Source organism: Aequorivita iocasae (genome assembly GCF_016757735.1).
In the GTDB taxonomy this organism is placed as follows: Bacteria; Bacteroidota; Bacteroidia; order Flavobacteriales; family Flavobacteriaceae; genus Aequorivita; species Aequorivita iocasae.
In genome coordinates this window covers 3,169,366-3,187,121 of the sequence record NZ_CP068439.1, presented here as the reverse complement: position 1 = coordinate 3,187,121, position 17,756 = coordinate 3,169,366, and the positions used below count along the sequence as shown (strand labels likewise).

General features: G+C 46.6%; 9 protein-coding genes. 3 read left to right on the top strand and 6 right to left on the bottom strand.

The features are described from left to right. The first annotated feature begins 274 nt into the window (after positions 1-274). On the top strand, positions 275-586 hold the full coding sequence (locus tag JK629_RS14575; protein WP_202336334.1) for a hypothetical protein: 312 nt from the start codon (positions 275-277) through the stop codon (positions 584-586). 212 nt (positions 587-798) lie between these two features. Here JK629_RS14575 and JK629_RS14570 read toward each other — a convergent pair whose 3' ends face one another. The 5 genes from JK629_RS14570 to JK629_RS14545 all read right to left on the bottom strand — a co-directional run bounded on the left by JK629_RS14570 (position 799) and on the right by JK629_RS14545 (position 5,407). Beyond that, positions 799-1,818 carry a helix-turn-helix domain-containing protein gene (locus JK629_RS14570; RefSeq protein WP_202336333.1) on the bottom strand — a complete coding sequence of 340 codons (1,020 nt, stop codon included), beginning with the start codon at positions 1,816-1,818 and terminating at the stop codon, positions 799-801. A 594-nt stretch (positions 1,819-2,412) separates the two neighbouring features. Further along, a complete protein-coding gene (acs, locus tag JK629_RS14560) occupies positions 2,413-4,320 on the bottom strand; it encodes an acetate--CoA ligase (protein WP_202336331.1) in 1,908 nt (635 codons plus the stop codon). Between the two features lie 223 nt (positions 4,321-4,543). Continuing rightward, complete coding sequence (locus JK629_RS14555) at positions 4,544-4,828, bottom strand: TIGR03643 family protein (RefSeq protein WP_202336330.1); 285 nt, start codon at positions 4,826-4,828, stop codon at positions 4,544-4,546. Further along, positions 4,825-5,235, bottom strand: coding sequence for a DUF2452 domain-containing protein (locus JK629_RS14550; RefSeq protein ID WP_202336329.1), 411 nt, complete (start codon positions 5,233-5,235; stop codon positions 4,825-4,827). The genes JK629_RS14555 and JK629_RS14550 overlap by 4 nt, the downstream gene beginning before the upstream one ends. 7 nt (positions 5,236-5,242) lie before the next feature. Continuing rightward, entirely contained in the window at positions 5,243-5,407 is a 165-nt protein-coding gene (locus tag JK629_RS14545; protein WP_202336328.1) for a Lacal_2735 family protein, read from the bottom strand. 1,094 nt (positions 5,408-6,501) lie between these two features. Here JK629_RS14545 and JK629_RS14535 point away from each other — a divergent pair. Beyond that, a complete protein-coding gene (locus JK629_RS14535; protein ID WP_225626057.1) occupies positions 6,502-6,756 on the top strand; it encodes a hypothetical protein in 255 nt (84 codons plus the stop codon). A gap of 39 nt (positions 6,757-6,795) precedes the next feature. After that, positions 6,796-7,302 carry a hypothetical protein gene (locus JK629_RS14530; protein ID WP_202336325.1) on the top strand — a complete coding sequence of 169 codons (507 nt, stop codon included), beginning with the start codon at positions 6,796-6,798 and terminating at the stop codon, positions 7,300-7,302. On the opposite strand, the gene JK629_RS14525 is transcribed toward JK629_RS14530, so the two are convergent. Then, the gene (locus JK629_RS14525) at positions 7,299-17,645 is read right to left on the bottom strand and encodes an RHS repeat domain-containing protein (RefSeq protein ID WP_202336324.1); all 10,347 of its coding nucleotides are present in this window, start codon (positions 17,643-17,645) and stop codon (positions 7,299-7,301) included. The genes JK629_RS14530 and JK629_RS14525 overlap by 4 nt on opposite strands. Positions 17,646-17,756 lie beyond the last annotated feature (111 nt).

Below are 17,756 nucleotides of genomic sequence, written 5' to 3'. Positions count from 1 at the left end.
TCCGCAAAACAGACCTCAAAACCAGCGTCATCCCGAAGAGGAGGAAGAATAGGTTAAGAAAATTGAAAAAATTTTATCTGTGCAAATGGATAATGTGAAACCCCTTAATCACCAGAATGAGAAAGGGGTTTCTAATTGCGGGGATATAAAATAGAAATGTGGTTGATAAATTTAGATAAAATTATGCTTAATGTGGTATTATTTAAACAATATGCGTTAATATAATATAGTAATATTTAATAATTTGGCAATTGTGTCAAGGATATATTCAATTATGAGTGAGCAAAGCGGAAATCCAAAACATAGTGTGGGCAAAGGTGCGCAAAGTGAGCACCATAACCATTCCGACGAAGAAAGTTATGTAAAAAATCCAGAAAATAGTAATGAAGAAGATTCGGGCAGTGGTGGCGATTATTTGGAAAAAAAATGGCGAAAAATTGCGACTGATTTTCAAAAAAAATACAAGATCAATATAAATACATCTGAATATAAGGACGAATCATTTTCAGATACTTTAAAAGGATTGGAAACTACAACCGGAAACTCAAAAGCAGAACTTGAAAAAGAAATAAAAAATTGGAAATAGCGGTTGCACCTACAAATAGTAACCGTTCAACCCTTCCCGACCTCGCTGCAGGGAAGGGTTTTCTTTTTTAACTATTCAATAAAATATATTTTGGGTCAAAGATTTCTTCATATGAGTTAAAACTACTAAAATGCTTTTGCTACTTTAGCCTCAATAAGAATTGCTATGAAGAAGAGAAGCCCCGTGCAAAACTATTTTGCTCGGGGTTTTTTTTATTGATTTCTGTGTTTCTTCCGAAAATCTGATGGAGAGATTTCATATTTCTCCTTAAAAATTTTTGAGAAGTAGCTTTTGCTGCTCAACCCAATGGCGTTTACAATTTCTGAAATGCTTAAATCGGTTTTGGTTAATAAATTATAGGCGGCATCTAATCTTTTTTTCTGCACATAGTTGTTTACGGTAGAACCGTAAAGCTTTTTAAACCCTTCCTGTAATTTATTGATATTTAAGCCAGCTTCTTTTGCCAGATTTTCCACAGTGGGTATTTGGGAAATGTTGTTCTCGATTAAACTGGAAGCCATATGTATCTGTTTTAACTCTGAAGAGCGAAGCAAGGTGCGGTTGCCCTCATCCATTTTGTCGTCTTGATATTGTAATATTTGATGGGTTAAAATTTGGTACGCCATGCCTTCCAAAAACAGTTTTCGCGTAAAATTTTCGGCAGTAAAATCAATCATCTGGTTTAAAATGTCTGCAATATTTAAACTATAATTTCCATTGTAATAAAAAGCGCCGCTGGCTTCTATATCCTTGAACAGTTTTTCTAGTTCATCGTCCAGGCTGTTTATATCACATTCCATCTTAGTTTGAAATTTCTCCCGGTCTATTTCAAGACTGTTAACCTTTATTTTTTCTTCAGCCTTAAAAAACAAAACGTGCCCATTGTGTTTACTGCTGGCTACAATTGCGTTCTGATATTGGTTTATTTCGTGCAGTTCTTCCTCATTTTCAAAGCGATGATGAAGAATTCCATTAACAGTATAGAGGAACTTAAGAGGGTGTACATTGTTTACTACAAAGTGAATTTCAAAGTCTTTATTAAAGATACAATCGTACTGGATAAGACCCAAGCCGCCATCAAAGTTAATGCCGCGGATAGTGCCCTCGCCAACTGAAGGGGGCAATTGCAATAAATATTCTCCGCAATTTTCGGTATGTGAAATATTAAAAACTTGGGCAATGTCCCTAATTACATCTTTTAAGGGCAGGGAATTTACTTGAATAGAATTCATTTGGAAATTATTTTTAGGCCAAAATACTATTTACAATTGGAATGGAATATTGCTTAGTAATAGTTTTTTTAACTTATATGCTTCTCCATTAGGTAAGGTAGTGCTTAATAACGTTTTAGGGAGATGAATTTAATAAAAAAGCCGCCTTTTTTAAGCGGTCTTTTAAAATCTCTTTAAAATTATTCATAATAGCTTTTGCGCTTTTTTTTTCTTCTTTGCATAAAGAGAGAAATCAACAAGCAGGCGCCAAAAACATAAAAGACAGTTTTGGCGGGTTCAATTGGGCCAAACCCCAATCCCAAAAAACCAAGAACGGCAGCCACCACTGATAAAAATAGGAAAAGGACGGTCCAGAGCATAAAGAAGAGGTTAAATGGGTTATAATTCATTAATTGTCAATTTTTAAAGGTATTCAAACAATTATTTTTCCATTGATTTATATACACTTTTCTTTGACCCATTTCGAACCATATTTATACAAACAAAACATAAACAGTTAAAAAACGTCAAGCCTTTTTTAAGACCCAACAGAGAAAATCTAATTTAAAAGTTCTTTTTGGTGGAGCATTTTTTTGGTTGACTTTAAGAAAATTATTAAACCGCTCCTTCTATTATTTCCTGTACAACCTCTGGGTTTAGCAACGTAGTGATATCGCCGAGATTTGCAGTGTCCCTTTCGGCAATTTTTCTAAGGATGCGGCGCATTATTTTTCCACTTCGGGTTTTTGGCAGACCTGTAGTAAATTGTATTTTGTCCAATTTGGCAATGGGTCCAATATGTTCTGTAATGATTTGATTTATCTCTTTCCTCAGGTTTTCGTGCAGGCGGCTTTCTCCAACCTCTTTTAATATTACAAATCCATAAAGCGCATTTCCCTTCACATAGTGCGGAAAACCTACAATGGCACTTTCTGCCACTGCCGGATGTTCGTTTATTGCGTCTTCAATAGGCGCAGTGCCCAAGTTGTGTCCTGAAACAATTATAACATCATCCACACGGCCTGTGATTCGGTAATAGCCCGTGCTGTCACGCAGTGCGCCATCTCCTGTAAAGTATTTGTTCTCAAAAGTTGAAAAATAAGTTTCACGGTACCGTTCATGATTGCCCCATATAGTTCTTGCCATTCCGGGCCACGGATATTTGATGCACAAACGTCCACTCACCAAATTGCCTTTTAGCTCTTCGCCATTTTCATCCAGCAGTGCAGGTTGTATTCCCGGCAATGGCAGGGTGGCATATGTGGGAATAGTGGGTGTTGAGTAAGGAATGGGCGAAATCATGATCCCGCCCGTTTCAGTTTGCCACCAAGTATCTACAATGGGACATTTTCTTTTCCCAATGTTTTCATCATACCAATGCCAAGCTTCTTCGTTGATAGGTTCACCCACACTCCCCAAAACTTTTAAGGAGGAAAGATCATAATTTTCAGAAAAATCCAACCGTTCTTTTGCTAATGCCCTAATGGCGGTGGGAGCGGTATAAAACTGGTTGACTTTGTGTTTTTCTACAACTTGCCAAAACCTTCCAAAATCTGGATACGAAGGTACGCCTTCAAACATTAGTGTTGTAGCGCCATTTGCCAAAGGGCCGTAAACGATATAGCTGTGGCCGGTAATCCAACCAATATCTGCCGTGCACCAATACACATCATTTTCGCGATATTGAAATACATTTTTAAAAGTATAAGCTGTATAGACCATATAACCAGCTGTGGTGTGTACCATTCCTTTGGGTTTTCCGGTAGAGCCCGACGTATATAATATAAACAAGGGGTCTTCGGCATCCATAACCACAGCTACACAGTCATGATAGGCTTCATCTAATAATGGTTGGAGCCATTTATCGCGATTTGGGTTCATGCATATTTCACTATTGATGCGTTTTGCAACCAAAACAGTTTTTACGCCTTCGCAGTTTTCCAAAGCCTCATCTACGATACCTTTTAAATCAATTGTTTTATTGCCGCGGTAAGAACCGTCACTGGTAATAATCATTTTACAATCAGAATCATTAATGCGCGTAGCAAGTGCAGTTGCAGAAAAACCAGCAAAAACCACCGAGTGTATAGCGCCGATACGCGCGCAGGCAAGCAAAGAAACTGCCAATTCAGGAATCATGGGTAGGTATATGCACACTCTGTCACCCTTTTTTATACCTTGTTCCAACAGTACATTTGCAAACCTGCAAACTCGCTCGTGAAGTTCTTTAAATGTTATATGCTCTGCAGCCTCAGAAGGATCATTGGGTTCAAAAATGATGGCTGTTTTGTCACCACGTGTATAAATATGTCTGTCGATGCAGTTTTCGGTTATGTTAAGTTTTGCCCCTTTATACCAAGAAACTTCAGGTTTTGCAAGGTCATACTCGAGTACATTGTTCCACCGTTTGCGCCACATAAAATTTTCTTCTGCAATTTCTTCCCAAAAACTTTCGGGATCGCGAACCGATTTTCTGTAGACTTGAAAGTATTCTTCTAAATTCTTGATGTGGTAATTGCTCATAATTAGAATAGTTTGTGGAATAATTCAGAAACAACGGAATTCTTTCAGAAATATATTGAAATATGAAGACTCTTAAAACATAAAAAGTAATTTTTATTGCAAACTTTTCCAAAACGGAAAATTTAAATACTGATTGAAGAAGAGATCATCTTTAAACGGAAAACGCGATCTAAATTTTCGATGTCTTTTTTGCGATAATACATTTTTTATAGGATGGGATAAATTATCTTTTACTTATTTTATTTCCCGATATTGCTTGTTGCCGCGAGCATTTGAAACGGCTGATCTCTGAACTCCTTTTTTTGAGGTGCTTCGTGCTTACGCCACTGTTGATTCGTTTGCGCCAAAGTTTGAAACTGCTTTGCTTTAGATTGCTACGCATTATTTTAATTACTTCCTTCTCCGGAAATCCAAATTGGAATTTGATAGCCTCAAAAGGTGTACGGTCTTCCCATGCCATTTCTATTATTCTATCCAATTGCCTTTCTGTTAATATTTCTCCAGTCATTGTTCATTTACTTTTTCCCAAGTTTGGTCCACATTCAGATAAAAGCTACCAATATGTTTAAAATTACATTGTTCTGGGGCAATTAAGGACAGAAAACTGTTACCCTCCTTTCTTTTGTAAAGGTGATAGACTTGACCAATTACAGGCTCAAAACTAAATTCAGAGCTAAAAATGAGGCTGTTATACTCAAATTCTGATATCATCTTTTCGTACTCAGCTTTTAATTCTAAATACTTGGCATTTATTTTATGATTGGCTTTATTGATGCTTCTATTTTTCCAAGAAGTGGTATGGGTTATGGAAATTACTGGAGCTCCCAGAGAAGTTGCGTAGGGTTTTAGCGCTGCATCATAACGTTGTTTTTCAGTATTGAAAACTACGTTATCTGGTTTTTTCTCGTCTATCATTGTCAAATTATTTCAATCTTTCCAGCTGTTTCATCACTTCTTCGGCTTCGTATGCTTTCTGGTCGCTCAATTTTCTATTGGTGCTCGAAAGATTAAAAGACTCTTTTTGAAGTTTCTGATATTTTTCCTGTAATTTTTCTTTTTGTGTTTTCTTTTTGAAGATTCCAAACATGTTATTGTATTTATAGGATTATGCACCAAATTCTTTGGTAGTAAAAATAATAAATGTTTAAATGATTAAACAATTTGTTAAACAAAAAGTTTCGTTAATTATACTATAATAGTTAAAAGGAAGCTGTGTTAAAAAAAATCTAGAAGTATATAATAACCTCAGTTTCTAAGGTGAGAAGTATTTAATTTAAATTTATATCCAAAAATACTTTCAGAAACAAAAAACCCACGACTTTTAGCATGGGTTTTTTTGCGGAGAAAGAGGAACTGTCTAAAGTTCTTGAAATACAAGTTTTATAGGAGTTGAGCAGCAGATATTATTTTCTACGCACCCAATTACTCACCTCTACAAAACTTAATTATTTTATTAGGGTATTACCAATTGGATTTTCTAACTAGTGCAAATAAGCGAAGAATGATGGAAGCCTGAGGGAACAGAACTTATACTACACTGTATTGGAAATCGGGGGTTAAGAAAGGTATAAATTTTATGCCCACCGAATAGGTGACTTTTTAACATATTTTCGTTTGGGTATCAAAATTATTACACCAGAAAAGCTTTAATAAAGGTAATCAAGTAATATTCTATTTTTTTCTAATCTTACTAAAGACATATGTTCCGATTATTATTTCTTTAATAGGGTCTAAGAAAAAAAAAGAAACAAAGGCCAAGCTTAATAGAGATAATTTTCCATTTGTAATAAAAAGGAAAAAACATGATTATGAAGTGACTTAATTAATGCTAGAATATGTCCAAAAAATCTTTTGGAAACACCGACGCTTCTGGCCGTATACCACCCAATCCCGTGAGCTGCAATAAATCATTCATGTGGATTAGCTTCTCTGTATCGCTGGAATTAAATTTTTTAGATATAAAGCAGAGTTTTCTATTTTTTATTCTTTACTCTGAAATATTAGATATTACTATCCAAAAAATCAAGACAATACTATTTTATTTGGACTATATTTGTCTAGGTTACTGCGTTTTCAGCTTTAATTAAGAGGATTCTGTAACTTTAGGAAAAAAATATCAACCATTAGAAAAGAGAAAAAAACTGTCACAAATAGACATTGCCAATGCCGTGGGCGTTTCCTATGATGCCGTTTCTAAATACGAAAGGGACGATATTAAACACCTACGTGGGAGTGGCCAAAAAGATTTCCAAAACGCTTTGCGTGTCACTTGATTATCTAGTCTCTGAACAAGATGATTTGGAAGTGGTTGATGTGGATATGCTAAACCGTGTGAAGGGAATACAGCGCCTAAACAATGACTACAGATCTACCATCAATAAAATCATTGATGCCTTTATAGGGGATACTAAGACTAAAAAGGCGTATGCCTCTTAAAAAACTTCTGTATGAGTCTACTTTATAGTATTTAAATATATGATATTTACAGCAAAAAAAAGTTATCTAAGAATACTCACAATAGTACTTCCAATAATAACAGCTTATTTGATTAGTTGTAAAAATGACGAAGTTGATGCAATAATCACAATAAGTGAACAAGAAATAGAAAAGCTTTTTCCTGAAAAATACACTTTTCAGCACCTTGAGAACAGACCATCGGGTTTTATTTCTCAAAATGGAAAAAGAAAATTTACTTACGAGGCGAATAAATTTTCAAAAAAAATAAGCATACGAAACCCTTATATATTAGATACGCTAAATGGAAGAGTATTGAGGATAATATCTTTAGATACTATAACAGAAAATAAATTTTTATTGGACTTTAAGCTGATTGACTTAAAATCGGAGAGAATTCCAGAGATATTTGGAAATCAAAGAAAAAAAGATATACATTATGAAATACTTAGTATTAAATCTCTATCCACTTCCCCAATATCCAAAAGTGAACTTTTGACAATTATTCAAAAGTTGGTCAAAAATTAATCTCTATCATTTTTTTCTTCAGTTTCGATTTTAATTGTTTCGGTTCTTTTGATATCCCTGTCATTCACATCAACTTTAAAACAATCACTTCCATAACACCCGTCATCAGAATTTAATATAACATCAAGATTTTTCTGAATGTGCTCCGGTATGGGTGAGTATTCATCTGTATAATTTGTAGAATTCAAATATATTGAAGTGCCTATTGATTTTACGATGTTCTGATAGGCTTTGCCTTTTGCGCCTTCACCATAAGGAATTGTGCCATCATAGGTAAAATTAACTATATCACTAAAGAACTCTTGGGAAGCCCTGAATTCAACTGGCATGGTTTTGTTGGTCAGTCTTTCATAATTTTCCGAAACGGCGTTTAGCGTATTAACTAAGGTTTGAGCCTGGCGCTTAACTTCTCCTAATGCTTGCGTCTTTTCTTTACCATGACCATAATTATTATGCGTCCATTTAGCCAAATTAGCCAGCATGGTAAGCCCTCCCCCTTTTGCAATCCCATTATTGTATTCTTTTGTAGCGTTCTGTTGAATCCTGAAAGATCCTCGTTCGTTAGGGTTTTTCTGATTTAATTCGCCAATTGAACTTTGAAGTATTTTAGGAAAAATCTCTTTATTTATTTGTAGAGTTAAACCGCTATTAACAGATTCTTCAATATCGACGAGATTAATTTTATCTAAGACTGGAGTAGTAGTAAACATTGCTTTTTTCTTAAGAAATTCTAACCCTTCCAATTCAATTCCGTCTATTAACCTATTTTCACTGAAAGCATAGGGACTATTCCACGGATAATCTGGTGCGAGAGGATCAGTAGTAAAGAACCTTCCGACCCTCGGGTCGTGCATTCTGTATTTGTAGTTGATAGAGTTCCCCTCCCCCTTGATCTCGTCGTCCATTTCCTGTCCCTGGAACCCGTATCGGTAGTCCGAGGTATTCGCGTGCCTTCCGGGCATTAGCATCCCGAAGGGGTAGTAATCATTGTACGCTTTTACGTCGGGGCTGAAGAACTGTAGCGTTCCCAGTGCCACGGTTGGTATCTTCTTGTCTGAGACCACGGCGAGCACGTTGCCCAGGTGGTTGGCGAGCTCGAAGCGCTTGTCGCCCACGGTCTTCCGTAGCAGGTCGGTGGCCGGGGGAAGGTTGGCAGTGCTGAATATGGTCTGGTCCTTCTGCTCCATGCCGAGCCTTGCGCTGCCGTAGATGTGGTGCTCGGAGAGCGCTATCCCCCCGGACACGGCGTCGTTATGTGTGAGCTCGGCATCGTATACCGCCATCACGTTGCCCTGTGCGTCCCTGATATAGTAGGTGCCCCTCTCGGTGGGGTCCGCGGTGACGGTCGTCTTCTTGGCGACCCTGTTGCCCAGCCCGTCGTACTCGAACCTTGTGAGCTGGACGATCCTGGCGCCCGTAGGCGGGCTTACATCCTTTGACACCTCCTTCACCTTTCCGTCGTTGCGCCAGGCGATGTCCAGTTTCTCGGTGCGGTCCTTGACCAGCTGCCCGGTCCTGTCGTAGACATAGTTGTGCGTGGCGGGGTTGTTCACGTTGTAGGTCCCCGGCACCTGGCTGTCCTGGTCCTTGAGGTCGGTCCCGTAGTCGATGAGCTCGGCGATGCCCCTGTTGGCATCGTTGACCATGGTGAGCTGGTTGTTGTGGGGCCTGTAGTTGTAGGAGAGGTCGTCCATGACCACGGGCTGTCCCCCGTTGATGGCGGGGTTGGTGTTCAGTACCCTGCGCACGAGGCTGTCCAGGTTCCCGTTCCTGTCGTAGCTGTAGCTGGTGCCGTAGCTCTCCCTTATGGCGGCGGGCGTAATGGAGGAGGATTCCATGGCCTTTATCCGGTTCAGTTGGTCGTAGCCGTAGCGGTTGGACTGTAGGGGCTTGAGCAGGGTGTGGGACTCCCTGAGCGCGGTGGCCATCTGCTTGATGTTTCCGTTGTATAGATCTTTCGTACTGGCGGGCACGGCCGGGTCGGTGGATACGGACAGCGCCAGGTAGGAGGCCGGGTGCGCCGCGGTGTAGTCGCCGTCATAGTATGCCAGGGAGTAGCCCATCGCGTCCTTGGCGGTGGGGACGGTGCCGTCCTTGCCCGGGTCGTTGGCCACGAACCTGAGGTCCTCGGCGTTCACGCTCTTGAGCCACCCCTGGAGGGTGTAGACGTAGTCGAGCCCCTGTACCTTTTTGTCCCCGATCTGGGCGCGTGCCAGGGGCCCGTGGGCATAGTAGTCGTACTGCGCCTCGTTCTCCCATATCAGCCCGCTGGAGGAGGTCTGTGCCGTGACGATCCTGTTGTCGGCGTCATAGGAGTAGCGGTGGAAGAACTGGTCGGGCTTGCCCTCCTGGTAGGCGACCCGCTCGACGTTGCCGCTGATAAGGTCGTACTGGTACCTTATCCGCTTTACGTGCAGCTCGTCCGCGTTGGGAAAGTACAGTTCCGGAATATAATGGATGAGCTCGCGCACGTTCCCGTGGGCGTCATAGCTGTAGAAGGTGCCGTGGTCGAACTCGTTGCTGGTCGCCGTTCCGGCGGAGTCCCCGACGATGTCGCTATAGTACAGGATCCCGGTGACCCTGTTCCTGGCGTTGTGGGCGGAGAAGTCCCCGAACAGGGCATCGGAGTACTCCGGGGGGTTGGAAATGCCCGTGATGGACCTGGGGAGCTCCACCTTGCCGTCGTAATAGGTCCTTGTGATCTCCGAGCGGGAGCCGTGCACGAAGTTGAAGCCGTTCACGGGCCCTGGGGCCCCGCTATAGCCAATCAGCCTTCCCTCCTCCGATATCTCGTAGAGGTCCACGTCGGCCCTGAACTCCCCGGCCTCGCGGATGCGCCCCAGGCCGTCGTAGGTTGTATAGCTGAAGAACTCTTTCTTCTCGTCGCCGTTGTACTGGACCAGCCGTATGTCGAATATCTTGTTGCCGTTGTTCCTGAGGCCAAAATCGGCGATCATGGGAAGTGTGGGGTTGCTCTCGGCCACGGTCTTCAGGAGCTCGGAGTTCCTGTAGAAGTTTATCTGCCCGTCGAGGCGCTCCACCTTGAGGATGTCCCCCTCGGAGTAGAGGTCGGAGACCCCTGGGATCAGCGGGAGGCTGGTGCCCTGCTGGTACACGGCGACCCTGTCGGCGCCCAGCGCGCTATAGGTATAGATGCCGTACTTGACCCTGTTGAGCACCGAGGGCTCTATGCCGATCGCGGCACTGTAGCTGAGCCCGAGGATGACATCGTTGCTCTCGCCCTGGTCCCCCAGGACCATCCTGGAGACATAGCCGTCGCCCGAGATCTTTTCGATGCTCTTGCCTCCGGCGCCGCTCCACCCTGTGTTCATCTTAACCAGTGTGCCGGCCGGGTCCTCATGTACGTTGGGCTCGAGCACATAGGTCAGGTAGGGGAAGGGGATCCCCTCGTCGGTGTTCTGCCGCTCGTCCTGGGAGGCTATGATCCTGCCCAGCTCGTCATAGGCGAACCAGCTGCGCCCCCCGTCGGGGGTCTGCTGCCAGATGAGCTGGTTCAAAGAATTGTACTTGTAAGTCGTTTTTAGCTTGTGGGCGGGCAGGAGCTCCGGGGCCTCGCCGGGCCCCTGCTGCTGCGCACGGAAGGCGTCAATGGCGTCGTTGGTGGCCTGGTCGTTGATGTCCAGGCGGTCGGCCCCCTCGGGGGACACCGTCTGGGCCAGGTTGCCGGCCTGGTCGTAGTAGTAGAGGGTGTACTGGTACTCCTTGTCGGCATAGGACATGTCCAGGGTCTCGATGACGCCCGAAATCGCGGAGTCGATGTACCCCTCGCGGAACTCCTCCACCAGCTGGCCCAGGTAGTTGTTGTAGGCCTCCTCCTCATAGGTGTCCGAGATGCTCAGCAGCTGCTCCACGCAGCCGTCGTTCGGGTCAACCGTATACTCCCCGGGGAGCAAGGGCGCGGGGGGGCACACTGAGTTCTCTACCATATATACCGTGTTGACGTATTCCTTCCAGGGCAATTGGTGGGTGTCCTCGTATAGGTCATAAGCCTCGATCACCGCATCGATATCCGAGTAGCCGTAATTGAGGTCGGTATCGCCGAACTCGGCGATTGAGAGGAAGTGGAAGTCGTCCGTGGTGGTGACCCCGAGGTCCAAGAGATATTTGCTGTAGGGATCCACCAGATAGGCATAGTTGAAGTTGCAGAAGTTCTCCTGGGTCAGGGCCACGGGCAGGGTGTAGTCCGTGACCTGCTCTATGTCCTGGAGGAACTTGTCATACTTCTCCGTGCAGCTCACAGGCGCCACGGGCTGGGGGATGCAGGGTAGTACACAGGAAATTTGAGTATTTGTCCCTGCTGATTTATATACCTTAATATTGTCAAGACCAAAATAAGCATTGTCATTAGGTCCATTACTAATTCCTTCATTATTCAATAAGCCAAATATGCGAAATTCGATACTCGTTGAATTTGCTATAAAGGACATATTATTATGTATCCAAGAATTGGTTCCTCCTGAAAAGTCAAGTGGAACGGTATGTCCGATTTCGCTTTGATTTCCAAATTTTACTTCGGAAGTAAATTCTTGTATACTATTTTGATTATTTGGTCCTACTAATATGGAGGTTTGGTCAAATTCTACGATATATTCTTCCCCGACTATTAATCCATTAATCAAGGTTGCAATTTGTGCGGGAAATGAAATTCTGCGTTGGTCCGCAGTTGAGTTTTGAGCCAACGATGTATAGAAAAATTGACCTCCATTCAATACTCCAGTAGCTTCTTTTTGACATAAATCAGTATTTATATATCCGCTTCCACAACTCGTATTTGGACCATTAAAGGGAGGGGTACAACCGAAAGAAGAATAATAGTCTGAAGAAAGGGTTATATATGAATAAGAACCTAACCATTCCCCTTCTATTAAGGTAGTATTTATTAACTCACAAGTAGGGTCATTTTCCCCATATAGATAACAACTCGAATTATTAAAACAGCCAGGCATGTTTTCAAATGTGCCATCCGCAAATAACAACGTAGGATTTGTTTCATCGTAGGCATTATTTAAAAAGTCACTCAAATCATTAACAAAACTTCCACTTTCAATTTGTGTTTTGCTAAATATTATATAATCTGAGTTTAAAATACTACCAGTAGTGGAAAAATCTATAGCAGAACGACCCAAAATCATTTCAATGTATTCAACTGGAGTGACTAAATTGTTTGAAGGTAATTTTTTATAAGGTCCATTTTCTCTTAATATGAAAAAACTTTTCTTGGCTTTTGAATTGAGAATATTGGTATGAAGTTGTTGGATGTTCGAAATATCACTAATTTCATAAGTTGCATCTGTGTATATATAAAAATTAATATCTATAGGAACTGAAATAGAGGAGTTTAAGAGACCTTCTCCCATTGTATTGAATGGAGAGGTATAGTGACTATTTTGAATTTGTAGCAATCCTGGAATATAAACTTCACAACAGGTTGCAAGAGGATAATCTTGGTCTATATATTTTTGACTAGAGCGAAATCTTACACCAGATGCATCATCGTCAATACAAGTAATATACAGATTTTTATTTTTATTTTCATTAACAAAATCTCTTATTCCATTAGCAATGTTTTCTTGACCAGTATAGGAAATTCCATAAGATGGAAGTGATCTAGCGCTAAAATTGAATGTAAAATGTACCTTATCATCTCCGCTTTCCGCACAGCAGGAGTAAGGCAGTCCGGGTGTAAAGTTTGCCTGCATCTCTTTTAGTGCGCCGTTGGTATCGGTATGGTACAGTGTCACGGAGTCCGAGGATGTGGACGTCTGGTCGAAGTGGAAGGTCTCGAAGTTTGCGATGGAGGCCCCGGCCAGGTCGGCCGCTGTTATCAGTACCACTGGGTTTGGGGCTGAGTCTATCGTATAGGTGTCGGTCCCGTTGAAGGTCCAGGTTGTGGAGCCGGCGCTGTCGTCGTCCAGGAACTCTGGCAGGAAGCTCTGTCCGTACTCGCCCCCCGGCAGGTTGGCCAGCACATATCCGGAGGTATTGTTCAGCTGCCCCGCGTCCCTAAGTGCGTTGAGCAGCGCGATGAAGTCGCGGTTGAACCTTGCCTGTCTGGTACAGCCGTACTCGCTGTCCGGGTCGCTCATCTGCTCGTCGAGCACCTCTCCCAGTCCGTCATCAAAGGTCCCGCACTCCCCGATTGGGGCGATGGTGGTTCCGCTGAACACCGCCTCCTGAAAGCCGTTTGCCCCCGTCTGGAGCTGGGCCACGAACTGGAAGCTGAAGCGCTGTGTAATTTCGTCATAGCTTTGGTAGAACATCTGCGAGGTTCCCAGGATCCTCCACTGGCTTCCCGTGGGGGCGATGCCCGTGGTGTAGTCGGACCAGCTGTAGGCGCCCGCATCGATAATGATGGTGTCGTCGAGAAGGACGTCCTCGGTGATGTCTATGTTCAGGACACTTGCGCCGCTGCCCACCGCGCCCGTAAAGGAGATGGATGCGGGAGGGGGGTCGATGGTTCCCCCCAGGGCGGTAAAGAGGTCCGGGGAGAGGTAGTTGCCGGCATCCCTGGTGCCCACGGGGGGCAGGAAGGTCCCGGCCCCGCCGGTCTCGGTGAGGTACCCCTTGAGGAACGCGTCAAGGTCTGCCAGCAGCGGGCAGTTCCCGGTGAGGATCCAGTTAATGTAATCATTGTCCCCCTCCATGTCCTCGATGGCGTCGCCGGGGTCCATCCCGGAGTCGTACTGTAGGTCGATGGGTATAAATCGCTTTGTCTTTTCGGCATAGGCCCCCGCGCCCGCCTGGTCGCAGAACTGGGGGACGTCGTCCTCCACGTCCGCGATATGGTCCGCGATATCGTCCAGTATGGTTCCCTCGTAGGCGGCGAGCACATTGGTGATGGATGTGCTCTCGTCCCCGCCGATGCATCCGTTGTAGCAGCCCTCCTCCTTGGCGTAGATGTTCAGGAAGACGTACTTGATCTTTTCCTTGAGGCTTATATAGGCGGTGACGTAGTTGTTCCAGATCTTCTGCTTTTGTTCCTCGGTAAGGGTAGAACTGGCCGGGTTCATATCGGAGACCACATCGTTCAGGGTAATTGGTGACGATGGGTTTTCACATTCGGATATGCCGTTGCACATCGATATCTTATAGGCATATACCAATAGTTCGTCATCCTCAAAGCTTTCATAGTGGACGGTGAGGGCATCATTGATTATGCCGTTTCTATAATCCTTTAGGGAAGTTCCGGATTCATTGATCAGTGCCGTATTGAAGTAGGGATCCCTTAAACGGATCGTGTTTGTGAGCAGTTCCTTGTTGGTTTGGGTAATATCGTTTTCGGGAATGTCATCGGCGATATAGGAGAGGGACCTGAGGTATGCGTCGAAGGCGTCGGGGTCCATGTCCTCCCCATAGACATCCACGCTGATCGCGCACAGTGCCTGGGAATATTCCAGGTAGCAGATCTCCGGGTGGTACAGGAGCAGGGAACTGGCCCAGCTGGGCTGCCAGGCCGCCAGGAAGTCGCCGATGTTTACCAGGTCCTGCGGGTAGGCGTACTCATAGGTGCTCCCGTCGGGGTTGGTCCCGGTGTAGGGCGTTATCGATATTTCGGGGGCGGGATTTCCATCGGCGTCCCTGACCACTATTATCTCGGAGCGCGTGCCGTACTCGTCGGCATAGGGCACGTTCGGGTCTGGGTGCCTCCAGTTGTTGCCGGATGTTATCCACGTGTTTCCGTCGTAACGGATCAGGGCGTTGTCCTCGTTGAACACGCTCAGGGGGTCGTCCGGGTCGGAGGTATTGCCGTACTGGCCCTCCTGTCCCAGGTCCTGGAGCAGGAAGGAGCCGTTGATGGCACAGGTGGATGCCACGCTGTCGGTGCAGGCGTCCTGGCAGGCCCCGATCAGGAGTTCCCATTCCCTTATGAATCGCCGTACCAATAGATCCAATTCCCCTCCGGGGTCCCTATCTATCAAGAGCTCGCCGTTAATATCCGTCGGGGAATCCGTAAAGTCAATGTCCCCGACATCCTCAATGGTACTGGAGGGAACAAATTCAACAAAGGTAGTATTGTTATAGAACGCTATCAAGGAACCCAATACATAGGTATCGCTCTCCCCCAGCTCATCGGCGCACTCCAAGCAGTCGGTGGGCAGGCAGATAAGGGTATCGACGCTTGGCGCGAAGAGGGAGGGATCGATGTAGCAGGCGCTCAGGGAGTCCTTTAGCTTCTGGAGGTAGTCCTGGGCGTAGAGGTCCAGTGCGGCCTCGTTTATGCGCAGGTCCTTGTGGACGGCATAGGTGCCCACGCCCAGCGGCCCGGAGGACAGGGGGTCGTCCCATCCGTACTCCAGAGGGATGTTCGTGCCGGCGGTGCTGGGGACACCGATGGTGTCGTTCACGGGCCCCGCCAGTTTGTTGCCGCAGTCGTCCCGCAGGTCGAAGGAAAGGTCGAGCACATAGGGGTACTGGAAGCCGTTGCAGGCGGTGAAGGAGTTGCCCAGGCCGGCGGTATAGTCAAACTCGAGGCTGGTCCCGCTGGAGGACACCGAGACCTGCCGTGCCACCCGGAGGCCGTCCTCGAGCGGTCCGTAGCGGCCGCTGCTGTACCTGTCGTTGTTGTCCAGGTCGGTATCGGTCTGGGTAGGGGGCACCTTGTTCAACAGGTCGACCGTCACGGTGCTATGGAGCCCCGAACCGGCGCCCTCGTCGTCGAGCCCCTCCAGGTTCGTGGGGGCGTCCCCGGCCAGGGCGGTCGCGATGGTCCTTCCCTGCGGGTCAAGGTAGCTGATGCTCACCTGTCCGTTGGGGTCGACGACCATGTTCTTCTTGTAGTGCTGCACGTTGCCCACCCTGTACCCGAAGAGCCTGTTGAGCTCCTCCTGTGTGGGCACGGTATAGAAGTATTCCATCTCGTGGCCCGTCCCGAGCTGGTGCGCGGGCCCCACGCCGCCCTTGCGGCGTATGCGCCCGGTATTGTCGGGGGTATATTCCACCTGGGAGAACGGGTAGAGCTGGGCATCGGGCACCAGGTCTCGCGTGGTGCCCGTGGCCGTGCCTATCGGCCCGTAATAACCGCTGGCCCCGGTGCCCGTGGACATCCCGTTGACCAGTACCTCACAGTCCGCACTGGGGTCCTCCCAATCGAAATCGAGGTGGGTATAGGCCGCATTGAGGGTATTGTTGTTGAAGTCGGGGTAGTACTTTATGGCATCGCTGTCCAGGACGGGCGCGGGCAGGGCCTCGATGGCGGGCCTCCCCTGGTTGTCGTAGACCACCTCGCCCACGATGGCGTGGGCGTCGCTGTTGATGCTGGTGACGGTCTGCCGGTTGCGCAGGGTGCCGTCGAAATAGCTGGCCACCTCCTTTTTCTTCCCGTCCTCGGCAAAGGAGGCCTGGAACTGCCAGTTCATTAGATTCTCGTGGGGGGCGACCGCGATATGGTCCCAGTCGCTTACATGGGCCTCGCTCCCGTCGCCGGAGGTCCAGTCGGTGTAGTAGTTCTGGGAGATGGCGGCCAGGTTCCTGTTGAGGGCACGGACCCGATAGACCAAGAAACCCGCGGAATAGATGGCGGGCACCTCGAAACTGGTGCCGCCCGTCGAGATCCTCGTGTTGTTGAGCTCGAACTCCCGCAGGGCCAGGGGCACCGCCGAGGCGGGGAGGGCCGGGTTCTGGGTATCGGGCGAATAGTTGTCGGCCCAGGTATACTCGAGCTCGTAGCCCAGGGCGCCCTCGACCGCGTCCCATTCGATCAGCACGCTCTTGGGGGCGCTGTTGCCCCCGCTGTCCCCGGTCATGGGAATGCTGGCGGTAAGGCCCGTGGGGGCGGCGGTGGGTATCCCATAGTACCTGTCGGTCACGAACCTGGCGGTAAGGGAGACGTTCGGGGGCGTGGCTGCGGGCGGGATCCCGCCCCCCGGCCTTGTGATGGTCCTGGAGACCACCCTTATCTTTGCCCCGTAGCTCCCCAAAATTTTATGGCCCGCCCTGTCGACGTAGTTGCCGCCGGCCGCAAGGGGGTTGTTCTCGATGTTGAGGGTCACGTTATAGGGAGTCCCGCCGGTCCCGTTGGCGTCCACCGGGACCACGTTAAGCACGATCTGGTAGGCGAGCCACTCGTAGGGGGCGGCGTCCGTGTCGAACTGCGCGGTTATGAGCACCAACGGGCCGACGTCGTGTGTGGGAAGCGCGATCTGGTCGTCGTCGTAGAGGTCGATCAACAGGGCGGGGGACCCCACCGCGGCATCGATCTGGACAGAGGTCTTGCCAACCTCCGTGGAGAACTCCTGCGAGCGGCAGGGCCACAGGCACAGCAAAAGGGCCAGCGAGAGGAGCGGGCGAAGGGGACGGGACTTCGGGAGGCGGGCGTTTTCCATATATTGGGTTTGATTGTAAGGTGAAAAAGGAGTACTATCTTATCTTATTTATAATAAGACTCTTATAAATTTACAAATTCTTAAAAGTGTTATCTGATTAACAGTGTGTTT

Coding starts and splice junctions, on each gene's coding strand:
- JK629_RS14545 (WP_202336328.1), bottom strand. CDS start 5,407: ATGTTTGGAATCTTCAAAAAGAAAACACAAAAAGAAAAATTACAGGAA.
- JK629_RS14570 (WP_202336333.1), bottom strand. CDS start 1,818: ATGAATTCTATTCAAGTAAATTCCCTGCCCTTAAAAGATGTAATTAGG.
- JK629_RS14555 (WP_202336330.1), bottom strand. CDS start 4,828: ATGACTGGAGAAATATTAACAGAAAGGCAATTGGATAGAATAATAGAA.
- JK629_RS14550 (WP_202336329.1), bottom strand. CDS start 5,235: ATGATAGACGAGAAAAAACCAGATAACGTAGTTTTCAATACTGAAAAA.
- JK629_RS14530 (WP_202336325.1), top strand. CDS start 6,796: ATGATATTTACAGCAAAAAAAAGTTATCTAAGAATACTCACAATAGTA.
- JK629_RS14525 (WP_202336324.1), bottom strand. CDS start 17,645: ATGGAAAACGCCCGCCTCCCGAAGTCCCGTCCCCTTCGCCCGCTCCTC.
- acs (WP_202336331.1), bottom strand. CDS start 4,320: ATGAGCAATTACCACATCAAGAATTTAGAAGAATACTTTCAAGTCTAC.
- JK629_RS14535 (WP_225626057.1), top strand. CDS start 6,502: ATGATGCCGTTTCTAAATACGAAAGGGACGATATTAAACACCTACGTG.
- JK629_RS14575 (WP_202336334.1), top strand. CDS start 275: ATGAGTGAGCAAAGCGGAAATCCAAAACATAGTGTGGGCAAAGGTGCG.